Source organism: Neobacillus niacini, from assembly GCF_031457145.1.
GTDB lineage: Bacteria > Bacillota > Bacilli > Bacillales > Cytobacillaceae > Neobacillus > Neobacillus niacini_J.
Genome location: NZ_JAVDVZ010000004.1, coordinates 149,766 through 159,708 on the forward strand (window position 1 = coordinate 149,766; position 9,943 = coordinate 159,708).

The 9,943-nt window shown below is 37.3% G+C and carries 12 protein-coding genes; 3 read left to right on the plus strand and 9 right to left on the minus strand.

The annotated features are described in order from the left end of the window. Window positions 1-3: 3 nt before the first annotated feature. Together J2Y03_RS12015 and J2Y03_RS12020 are read right to left on the minus strand one after the other, a co-directional pair. Window positions 4-531 (minus strand): hypothetical protein, encoded by a 528-nt coding sequence (locus J2Y03_RS12015; protein ID WP_310194367.1) that lies wholly within the window; start codon window positions 529-531, stop codon window positions 4-6. 273 nt (window positions 532-804) lie between these two features. Continuing rightward, window positions 805-1,272, minus strand: a complete 468-nt coding sequence (locus tag J2Y03_RS12020; RefSeq protein WP_396954206.1) for an SRPBCC domain-containing protein — start codon at window positions 1,270-1,272, stop codon at window positions 805-807. A 172-nt stretch (window positions 1,273-1,444) separates the two neighbouring features. Here J2Y03_RS12020 and J2Y03_RS12025 point away from each other — a divergent pair, with 172 nt between their 5' ends. Together J2Y03_RS12025 and J2Y03_RS12030 are read left to right on the plus strand one after the other, a co-directional pair. After that, window positions 1,445-1,741: an RNA polymerase alpha subunit C-terminal domain-containing protein gene (locus J2Y03_RS12025; RefSeq protein ID WP_310194371.1), complete on the plus strand. Its 297-nt coding sequence runs from the start codon at window positions 1,445-1,447 to the stop codon at window positions 1,739-1,741. A gap of 87 nt (window positions 1,742-1,828) precedes the next feature. Continuing rightward, a complete protein-coding gene (locus J2Y03_RS12030; protein WP_310194374.1) occupies window positions 1,829-3,265 on the plus strand; it encodes an aminotransferase-like domain-containing protein in 1,437 nt (478 codons plus the stop codon). A gap of 537 nt (window positions 3,266-3,802) precedes the next feature. Here the strand turns inward: J2Y03_RS12030 and J2Y03_RS12035 are convergent. Further along, entirely contained in the window at window positions 3,803-4,165 is a 363-nt protein-coding gene (locus J2Y03_RS12035) for a group I truncated hemoglobin (protein WP_310194376.1), read from the minus strand. Window positions 4,166-4,589: 424 nt separating this feature from the next. On the opposite strand from J2Y03_RS12035, the gene J2Y03_RS12040 reads away from it, so the two are divergent. Then, a complete protein-coding gene (locus J2Y03_RS12040) occupies window positions 4,590-4,892 on the plus strand; it encodes a hypothetical protein (protein ID WP_132097240.1) in 303 nt (100 codons plus the stop codon). Between the two features lie 84 nt (window positions 4,893-4,976). Here the strand turns inward: J2Y03_RS12040 and J2Y03_RS12045 are convergent, their stop codons facing one another. From J2Y03_RS12045 to J2Y03_RS12070, 6 genes are all read right to left on the minus strand, one after another. Then, window positions 4,977-5,102 (minus strand): hypothetical protein, encoded by a 126-nt coding sequence (locus J2Y03_RS12045; RefSeq protein ID WP_310194379.1) that lies wholly within the window; start codon window positions 5,100-5,102, stop codon window positions 4,977-4,979. Between the two features lie 158 nt (window positions 5,103-5,260). After that, window positions 5,261-5,785: a CBO0543 family protein gene (locus J2Y03_RS12050; protein ID WP_310194381.1), complete on the minus strand. Its 525-nt coding sequence runs from the start codon at window positions 5,783-5,785 to the stop codon at window positions 5,261-5,263. A 44-nt stretch (window positions 5,786-5,829) separates the two neighbouring features. Then, entirely contained in the window at window positions 5,830-6,120 is a 291-nt protein-coding gene (locus J2Y03_RS12055; protein WP_310194383.1) for a HesB/YadR/YfhF family protein, read from the minus strand. A 172-nt stretch (window positions 6,121-6,292) separates the two neighbouring features. Beyond that, a complete protein-coding gene (locus J2Y03_RS12060) occupies window positions 6,293-7,279 on the minus strand; it encodes an NAD(P)-dependent alcohol dehydrogenase (protein ID WP_310194385.1) in 987 nt (328 codons plus the stop codon). A 138-nt stretch (window positions 7,280-7,417) separates the two neighbouring features. Beyond that, window positions 7,418-8,506 carry an MBL fold metallo-hydrolase gene (locus J2Y03_RS12065; protein ID WP_310194387.1) on the minus strand — a complete coding sequence of 363 codons (1,089 nt, stop codon included), beginning with the start codon at window positions 8,504-8,506 and terminating at the stop codon, window positions 7,418-7,420. Window positions 8,507-8,935: 429 nt separating this feature from the next. Continuing rightward, window positions 8,936-9,928 carry a Gfo/Idh/MocA family protein gene (locus J2Y03_RS12070; RefSeq protein WP_310194389.1) on the minus strand — a complete coding sequence of 331 codons (993 nt, stop codon included), beginning with the start codon at window positions 9,926-9,928 and terminating at the stop codon, window positions 8,936-8,938. Window positions 9,929-9,943: the final 15 nt, after the last annotated feature.

Here is a 9,943-nt window from a genome sequence, read left to right on the forward strand (position 1 = left end):
GCACTAGTGTAGATCTGCCATGTGATAGAGTAGTCCAATAATAAAGGCAATTCCTAAAAAGGTATGTAAAACTCTGACACTCCTGTGTGTCCGTTCTTTTAGATTCAATTTATAGCCGAAAATCACCATAGCAATCATAACGGCGAAAGCTATCAACCCGCTGTAAACCCCATCCATGTCATTTGGGATAAAAATTAGAAAGTATAGGCTATGTGCAGTTCCTGCAGCCGCAACAATCCACCCAAATAAAACATGCCTTTTTTTTAGAAACTGCCATATGGAAAATAACCAGCCAACATTTGGAACTTTACTCTTCTTCATCAACATCCATATCATTCTAAAAAGAATTAGGAACACGGCAGCAAATCCAAAAATTTCCGTCATTTTAGTCAGAAAAAGATCTAAGCCCCTCCATATACTGGCTGGTAACAATCCCACTAATGAAAGTGTCCCTCCAAGAACCAAGACCACACTTAAAATTACAACCACCCATCTAAATCCCTTTAAATAACGCAAATGATTCTTAGCCATATTTTTATGCATTATATTCACCTCTGATTTCTTAATAAATAAAAGATATCATGTTCATGTAAACTGAATATTAACTAAAAAATTTAATATAAAAATATTTTTTCCATTTTCTAGCTTCCAAGTTTAGCAGCTGGACCTTACTTTTGCATCTTTGTAATTAGAAAACAAAAAGGCGATACTATAGCAAAGTATCGCCCCTTTTATCGTCTTTTTTCGTATTTTAAGCCACAAAAAAACTAATCGAAAAATGTCCGATTAGTTTTATTAACCCCATTAAAATGGAAAAACAATCTTACCAGTCTCCACTAACTGCTTTAACCCGCCAAACATTAAGTTCCAACCCTGCTCTGAACCATCACGATACTCAACTTCTGCTTTTTCAATATTTGCTTCAGTCCAGTCTTTTTCATGTGGAACGACAATCTCTTGTATGAAGGTCATCTCACATCCCTCGTCAAGAGGTTTAATTTCTACCGTTATTGTGTCCACTGTATCACTAAATTGAGGCATTTCAAACGTGAGAACGATTTTATTTGGCGGGTCAATTTCTATGTATTCACCAATGGCCCGGTAATCTTTACTCTCTCGATGATCAACAATTTCCCAAGTACCACTGACGTGAGGATCATTCTTTGCGACTTTATTTGTTTGTTCCATGGTAAATAACCATTTTTGGAATATTTCTGGGTTCAGCCAAGCGTCGAATACTTTATCCGCCGTGACATCAAAAGTACGAACCATTATTAGTCTTGTTGTTGATGTATTAACCAATACATTCACCCTTTTCTAATGTATTCACTTCCTTATTAATTTTAACAGAATCACCGAAGATATATCACCATTCTATTTTTGAGATTATCCGTTATAATAGTGCTATTAATAGCAATAATATTGTGGAAAAGGAGACATTACTATGACAACTTCAAATAAAAGTTTAAGGACTTGTGAAAAAGGACACAAATTCTATAAAAGCAGCGACTGTCCAACCTGCCCGACTTGTGAGCAAGAACGAAAACCTGAATGCGGATTTCTTTCAACACTCTCTGCCCCAGCTAGACGTGCATTGGAAAACAATGGGATCACCACTTTACAGCAGTTATCGAACTTTAGTGAAAAGGAAATTTTGCAGTTTCACGGTATGGGACCGGCTTCTTTACCAAAACTAAGGACTGCTTTGGAGACAAATGGGTTAACATTTAGAGATAAATAGAAGCGATACTTTATTGAAGATCGCTCCTTAGAATGTTACTTTAAATTAATTATGTAGAGACTTAAATTCATTCAAAGGATGTAGCAAATGGATTGGAAACCTGATAGAGAATCTAAAATACCGATTTATAAACAACTAGCAATATTTATTGAAAATGGGATTGCTGACGGAAGTATTCCACATGATAAGCCTTTACCTTCTGAAAGGGGTATGGCTAAGGAGCTTGGAGTAAACAGAAGCACAGTCATTGCCGCCTACAACGAATTGGAATCTAATGGACTAATTGATAGAAATAGAGGGAGCGGAACAACCGTCAGCAAGGATATTTGGGGTATTGCCAAGAAACGTATTCCTAGTTGGAATAGGTACATTGAGGCCGGCTCGTTCCTTCCAAATTTACCTGTTACCCAAAGAATCCATAAAGAAATGGCAGAGCATAATTTAATAAATTTAGCGAGTGGGGAGTTGTCACAGGATCTTTTTCCGATGATCTCACTAAGAGAAATTACTTCCAACAGATCCTTTATAGGAACCTTAGGATATGACCATCCACAAGGTAATGCTATCTTCCGCGGAAATCTTACGAACCATGTTAGACAATTTCGAGGGATAGAAACGAACCCATCAAATATATTAATAACATCGGGAGCACAGCAGGCATTGCATCTTGTCGTGCAGTGTTTGCTAAAGCCTGGAGACGCTGTTGCAATTGAAAATCCTTCCTATCATTTTAACCTGCCAATATTTAAATCAACAGGAATTAAAACCTATTATTTGAAGCCAGATAAGGACGGAATGAATCCAAACGATATTACGGATTTATATAAAAAACATAGAATTCGGATGATTTTTTTGAATCCTATTTTTCAAAACCCCACTGGAACGATAATATCTATAGAACGTAGAAAAAAGATCCTGGAACTATCTTCTGAATACGGGATTCCTGTGGTGGAAGATGATCCGTACAGCCTAACCTCTTTTACAGGTGAAAAAATTCAAACTCTTAAATCATTAGATAATTACGGGAATGTTTTATATATAAGTTCCTTGACAAAAATCGTTGCATCTGGCTTGAGGATTGGATGGATTATCGGACCAAGAGCGGTAATCGAAAGATTATCAGATGCCAAACAACAAGTCGACTTTGGACATGCAAGTTACTCCCAATGGATTGCAAACGATTTTTTAGAATCAACTGATTTCGAAGTTCATATGAAGAAATTAGTAAAGGAATTAGAAATTCGTAGAAATCAAATGGTGGCAAGTTTGAACGCATTTTTAGAGAATCAAGTAGAATTTTATATACCACAGGGTGGAATTCATTTGTGGTGCCGGATAAAAAGGGAGTTTAATGAAATCCAATTACTAGAGGAATCCATTAAAAGAGGAGTCATTTATGTTCCTGGAACAACATTGGGGACCGAAAAGGGCTATGTCCGTTTTACCTTTGCAAGGGAGAATGAAGAAATAATCAATGAAGGAATAAAAAGGTTTGCTGAGGCGCTTACCTTTGTTTCTAGCTAATAGAAATTTACATAGAGCAAAAAGACCGTCTGATTTGTTATTAGACAGTCTTTTTTCAGTTAATACACTAAGTCATCCAAATGTAAATCCCCAATGAAACTAAAGCTAAGAAAATAATTACTACGTATATTAGAGTCAAGTTAGTAGTATTTCTTTTGGTCGAACCGGTATAGTTTTTGTCAGGTTTCCCAGTTATGAACAATGTTGAAACCACCGAAAAAATTAATATCAAAATAACCAAACCAATCAAGATTTCCATGCTGCACCTCGTATAATTGCCTTTAAAGTTTTAAAATTCTAATAGAAACTCTTCACAATTATATAATAACGCAACTGGAACCATTATGAACCATCCAATTTATCTAAAAAATGACCATCCACTTATTTAATTCGTAAACTCAGGCTCTTGTTTCCCCTCAGTTATTTAAATCCGATATTATTTAAAATTGTAAATTCATATTATTAAAATTACTATATTCAAAAAGAAAAAGCTGCTAGTTAACGGCAGCTCTTCTAGGTTCCTCAAACTGAAAACCGTTATTGATACAATATATCGTCTCTTAGTGATGCTACTTTAGTTAGGGCTGTATCAATGTCTGATTCGTTCACTCCAAAGTGAGCAAGTGCTTCGTGTAGATGCTTTACAATCGCATTAAAATGCTCTGGTTGGAGATTCATTCCTTCGTGAGCTTTTGCCATAGATTGACCTGAATATTGATTAGGACCACCTAAGGCGAAACTAATAAATTTTGCCTGATGACGGCGTTGTTTCACCATATCCGTTTCTTCAAAAAAATGATTAACTGTATCATCCTTAAGAACCAACTCAGAGTAAAAATAGTCCACAACTTTTGAAATCGCTTCTTCTCCACCAACTTTTTCATATAGTGATTGTTCCATACACACACTCCCAATTAGTATTTAACAGGAGTATTTTCCACAGAAAAATTGTTTTTATCCCCTTCTTTTACCCAACCAATTTCAGAAAATTAATTACCCGAGCTTAAATGCAAAGATTTTTACCTTTCCTCCTTTGAAGAAACGCACCTCATACGTACTTCATCGTTAGAAATTAATACAGCTATTTTACCAGCATTTCGGTCTTATCGAGATTTGCCTGTCATTTCTTCCAGCTTCTTAACCAAACAATCATTTTCTCTTTTAATTCAGAGTCAATCCTTCAATAAGCGTAACCTTTGTCTTAAATGGGTTGATTAAGTATACTCAATATCACAGCAGTTATTTTTTTCAAAGTATGAATGTTTTAGAATTCTCTATTTAACAGTTGATACGCCCAATGATACTTAAAACAAGGAGTGATTATGTGGTCAATCGTGTTAAAGAGAAATTGGAAACTAGCCTTGAAGATTGGGAAATGATGAAGAAGGCTTCAGAAAATGATAGCGAAGAATGTGCTGAACGGTTTGAGAGGCATTTTTATGAGTTTATTAGCGAATTAAAGATTTGGTATGAGCATTTAGAACAACCGCCAACTAGTATTGAAGAAGCAGAAAACATAGACGAAATTAGAGAAATTATTGAACGCTTACCTGCACCGCTTGAACTCAACTTTTTTACAGAACTTGAGTTAATCATTGAAGGAGAAGATCGAGTTCAATACGATTAAATTATACCTTGGGACTTAGAGTACATCTTATAGATTATTATGTCTTTAGGAAGGGGACAGGTTACGTTACCTGCCCCCTTCTGTCTATTTGTTAGCCTGTTTTTCTTGGGCTTTTAGAGCTACTTTTTCAAGTCCATCATGCGCAAATTCCACATCTGTTTTAGGCATAGCTTTATTATATTTTAATTGCTTATTCTTATTTTTAGACATTTTTTCACCACCCGTTTAAGTTAAATTAGTTATTCCACAAGGATGCCAACGAGTATTTTTCATTTTCATGATATAGGCACCACCAGTTTTATTATGACCCATTATGCTTACTAATACATACTCACCGTTTTTTCCAAAATAAAAAACATATATATCATCTATTTCATATTATCAAGTGGTATTGGGAACATCATCAATAAAAACAAAATCCATATAAGAGATAAGCCCCACGCCATAAGTGGGTTTTTATAATGGATTCTAAGCATTAAAAACATAACAATATTAAATAACACTGACCACATCATACTCCATCCATTATGATGTCTTATTAAATGTAAGAAGTGGAGATTGATGTATTCCAATATGGAATATAGAAATACCCAAAAAGACACCCACAATCCTTGTTTTAATCTTGTTTTTGGAAAGCGTCCTAAGTAAAGGAATATCGTTGAGGGGTAACCAATAAACATGATCATAATGTTAATGATCGTGTGATTTCTAAATATGTTTTCAAAAACGATTGTTTCTTTATAAGTCCACAACCAATGATTATAAAGTAAAAAATTTTTCAAAAGGTCACCAACAATAAAGAATAAGATGGTGGGATAAAAATCCCGCCATCTTCGCCAGCCACCCCATTTAATTGCCGCAACGAGGAAAAGTAAGACATAAATGAAGAGCATATTCCTATTTTGCTCTGTTTCTACTTTTTTATGTTATTTAAATTTCAGACCTGTGTGAAGATATATTCTACATCGTCATTTTTCTGAATAACTGCTAAATCATAATTATCTAAAAACCATGCGTCCCGGTCATCAAAGTAAAAGGTGACCTCTTCCACTACATCTTTAATTGCGATCATACCTTCTTTTCCAACGGATAACCCTAAAAAATAGGATGGATGGGGAGTCGGTATACCTCCATAAATTTTCACAACAAACTGAACAAAATCACCTGATTTTAGATCTAACTCAGATTTAAACCAAGCCGCAGCCTCTTTAGTAACTTCCAAATTCATATGGACACCTCTTTTTTTACGAAATGAGATCCTTAACTGTTCACACCACTAAAGTTTCTCACAAAAGTCATTTTAGCATTCAACTATTCAATAATACTTGTTCTTGATATAAAAAAGAACCCTGTAACTCCCGACTAATCTAGCCATACGTTACAGGGTTTACCTTTCCATATTAAGATTTATTGTTTTGTTCCACATTTATAACGACATTTCCCTTCTTGTGTCCTTTCTCGACATATCTATGAGCTTCCACGATCTCATCAAACGCATAGGATCGGTCAATGACCACCTTTAACTTCCCCGTCTCAACTAGTTCTTTAAGGAAGTTCAGTGCCTCTGAAGTTTCAGGTGAATTTCTACTCAAAACTAGTTTTTTACTGCTTGTCAATTGTGTCCAAAGCATTTTAGCATCTGGTAGCGGTTCCGTGCAATTGATATAGGTACCGTCCTTCTTTAACAATTTCATACAAGCTGAGAACGAACTCTTATTTACCGCTTCAAAAATCACATCATAGGACTCGCCTGAATCAGAGAAATTATCTCTGGTATAATCAATTACCTTGTCGGCGCCAAGAGACTTTACCAATTCTATATTTGAGGTACTGCATACCCCTGTGACGGTTGCTCCAAAATACTTGGCAATCTGTACGGCATAACTACCTACACTTCCTGAAGCCCCATAGACAAGAAGCTTTTGCCCGCTCTGAATGTTTGCTTTCCTAAGAAAATACAAAGCTGTTCGTGCACCAATTGGAATGGCAGCGGCTTCCTCAAAGGTGACATTGGAGGGTTTAAGGGTTACGGGTCCATCTTCAGGCAGACACTTATATTCGGCATATGCACCAAAACCCATTAGCGATGCTGCAAAAACTTGATCCCCCTCCTTAAACCTTTTGACATCTTTTCCTACTGACTCCACTTCTCCAGCTAACTCCATCCCTAAAATCTCTTTTTTTGGTTGTCTGAGACCAAGTGTTATTCGGGCGGGCAGCCAAAAAACAGGAGGAACTGTAAAACTCCGTGCTCGAATATCTGCGACGGTTACTGTTGTTGCTATAATTTTTACCAGTATTTCATTTTCCTTTGGAGTAGGTTTTTCTACCTCTTTCAATTGCAGTACGTCGGGGGGACCATACTTTGTGTACACAATCGCTTTCATTTATGTATCCTCCTCCAGTTCTAATCACTACTATCATACGGATAATATGAATAAATAGAACTAACGTGTAATAGTAGCCCTTTCTTTGGCAACAAAAAAACACGAAATATCCCAATTGAAATTTCGTGTATTTATCCCTTATTTCCACCAAGGTACATGAGTTGGTATCGTTCCGTTTAAAAGGACCGTTTCACCGATTTTGGGAGCAATTAAGCTTACATCTTTTTCCTTAGCCGTCCTTACTGCTCTTTCCACAGGGTCGGTCCATGAATGGTAAGCCAGTGTAAACGCACCCCAATGAATCAGCATCATGTTTTTACCTCTGACATCGAGGTGTGCCTGGATGGAATCTTCCGGTTTCATATGAATGGATTCCCATCGCTTATCGTATTGCCCACCTTCAATTAATGTAAGATCAAAAGGACCGTATTTTTCCCCAATCTCTTTGAAGTGTGGTCCATACCCGCCATCGCCACTGGTGTATAATCTTTGCTTTTTTCCTAAAATCACCCAGCCCATCCATAGGGTAGAGTCTCGGTTGAACATTCCTCTCCCTGAAAAATGTTGTGATGGAACCGCTGCAATCTTTAAACCCTTCCACTCGATTTCGTCCCACCAATTTAATTCGGTGATTTTCTCAGTAGCTACTCCCCACCTCTGTAAATGGGCACTTACACCGATTGGAACAAAGAAATGGCTTACTCTGTCTTTTAATCTTAGAATAGAAGGATAGTCTAAATGATCATAGTGGTCGTGTGTAATAAAAACCGCATCGATTAGCGGCAGCTTTTCAATTACATATAACAAATCTTCACTATACCTCTTGCTGCCTATTATCGAAACCGGCGATGGAGACGAACCAAACATCGGGTCAATCAGTATTTTTTTCTTATCTAAATGAAGGAAGAAGGTTGAATGTCCAAACCAAGTCAAACTGTCTTTTTCACCTCGTATGGTGTTCCAATCAAATGAAACGGGAATCGGACTACTTGGTTTACGGTCTTTCTTTCCACTAATAGAGTCCTTCAATAATGACACAATTGTTGAGAAACTCATTTTCATATCTGTAGGGCTTTGATTCACAAATTTCCCATTGGCAAAATTCGTGAAATTACTATAGGTCTCTCGATCATATTTATTTGGGCTAACACCAAATGTTGGGTGCAAGCTCACAAATAGAATGATGGCAATTGCAACTAAACCAAAAAAAGCAAATAGATATAACATTGTCTTTCGGTACTCCTCTCAAACAGTATCAGCTTCTTATCTATCTTATCGGATGAGGAGGGATTCTGTAAATTATTAGCAACTTCAGCTGGAAAGACCGAAGCCCGTTCTGAAAACAACCTTCGGTCACTGAAGACCTGCTGGATTGACCCAAACCCTTTCCGAAAACAACTTTCGGTCACTGCAGACCTGTTGGAATGACCCAAACCCTTTTGGAAAATAACTTTCGGTCACTGCAGACCCACTGGAATGACCCAAACCCTTTTGAAAAACATCTTTGGGTCATTGCAGACCTGCTGGATTGACCCAAACCCTTTTGAAAAACATCTTTGGGTCACTGCAGACCTGCTGGAATGACCCAAACCCTTCTGAAAAACAAATTTCGGTCACTACAGCCCATCAGATGTAACCCATTTTGTTCAAAATCGATTACAATCCGTAATATTTCTTCACCATTTCACCCATCACCCAATTTGTTCTTGCCCCTGATATACCAGTACTTGGACACTTAAAGTTACCAGTTGTTAATTCAGCAACTACCGTTTCCACAAGAGGTTGATGGACATGTTGTGGCCGCTCGAAATTAAATTCCTCTGTTCCAGCTTCATTCTTTAACACAACTGGTTCGTCTCCAAAGGTTGAAAAGGTAATTTTCCCTTTACTGCCGACAATTTCATTTACATCCACATCTTCAAAAGCACTAAAACACCAATTTCCCAAACCATGGATACCTGATTCAAATACATATGTACCTGTTACGATATCTTCCGCACGATAATAACCTGCTTGATTCGAAGCAAAACCTTGGACAGACTGTATAGGTCCCAGTAAAAAATCTAATAAATCGAGCGCATGGCTGGCTAAGTCAAAAAACAGTCCTCCACCGGCTAATTCGGGTTGAACTCTCCATGGAAGCTTTTGAGAATCAAGGACATCATCAGTAGCTTTTTGATACTGTGTGGTAGAAACGAAACGTATATCTCCAACTGCCCCCTCTTCCAATAGCTCTTTTATTTTTAAAAATCTCTGCTGCGCCCTACGGTAGTAAGCAACAAATAATGGAACCCCTGCCTGTTCACAGGCAGCAATCATCTCTTGGCATTCAGAGAAATTAAGAGCCATTGGCTTTTCTACATAAACAGGTTTTCCTGCCTGAGCTGCCTTGATGGTATATTCTTTATGGGACCCTGGAGGTGTCGCAATATAAACAGCATCTACTTCAGGATCATTAATCAGTTCATCCCCATTATCGTACCATTTTGGAACATGATGCCGTTCCGCATAATCTTTCGCAAGTTCCCCCGTTCTCCGCATAACAGCTACTAACTCAGAGTTAGTAATTTTTTGGAATGCTGGACCGCTCTTTACTTCTGTCACATCACCACAACCAATGATGCCCCAACGAACATTATTTCGATTCATATCTACCATCCTTCT

What these genes read in the sequence shown, in the direction of transcription:
- J2Y03_RS12045 (WP_310194379.1), bottom strand. Translation starts at nt 5,102, where the DNA reads ATGTCTAAAAATAAGAATAAGCAATTAAAATATAATAAAGCTATGCCT.
- J2Y03_RS12060 (WP_310194385.1), bottom strand. Translation starts at nt 7,279, where the DNA reads ATGAAAGCGATTGTGTACACAAAGTATGGTCCCCCCGACGTACTGCAA.
- J2Y03_RS12030 (WP_310194374.1), top strand. Translation starts at nt 1,829, where the DNA reads ATGGATTGGAAACCTGATAGAGAATCTAAAATACCGATTTATAAACAA.
- J2Y03_RS12025 (WP_310194371.1), top strand. Translation starts at nt 1,445, where the DNA reads ATGACAACTTCAAATAAAAGTTTAAGGACTTGTGAAAAAGGACACAAA.
- J2Y03_RS12020 (WP_396954206.1), bottom strand. Translation starts at nt 1,272, where the DNA reads ATGGTTCGTACTTTTGATGTCACGGCGGATAAAGTATTCGACGCTTGG.
- J2Y03_RS12070 (WP_310194389.1), bottom strand. Translation starts at nt 9,928, where the DNA reads ATGAATCGAAATAATGTTCGTTGGGGCATCATTGGTTGTGGTGATGTG.
- J2Y03_RS12035 (WP_310194376.1), bottom strand. Translation starts at nt 4,165, where the DNA reads ATGGAACAATCACTATATGAAAAAGTTGGTGGAGAAGAAGCGATTTCA.
- J2Y03_RS12055 (WP_310194383.1), bottom strand. Translation starts at nt 6,120, where the DNA reads ATGAATTTGGAAGTTACTAAAGAGGCTGCGGCTTGGTTTAAATCTGAG.
- J2Y03_RS12015 (WP_310194367.1), bottom strand. Translation starts at nt 531, where the DNA reads ATGGCTAAGAATCATTTGCGTTATTTAAAGGGATTTAGATGGGTGGTT.
- J2Y03_RS12065 (WP_310194387.1), bottom strand. Translation starts at nt 8,506, where the DNA reads ATGTTATATCTATTTGCTTTTTTTGGTTTAGTTGCAATTGCCATCATT.
- J2Y03_RS12050 (WP_310194381.1), bottom strand. Translation starts at nt 5,785, where the DNA reads ATGCTCTTCATTTATGTCTTACTTTTCCTCGTTGCGGCAATTAAATGG.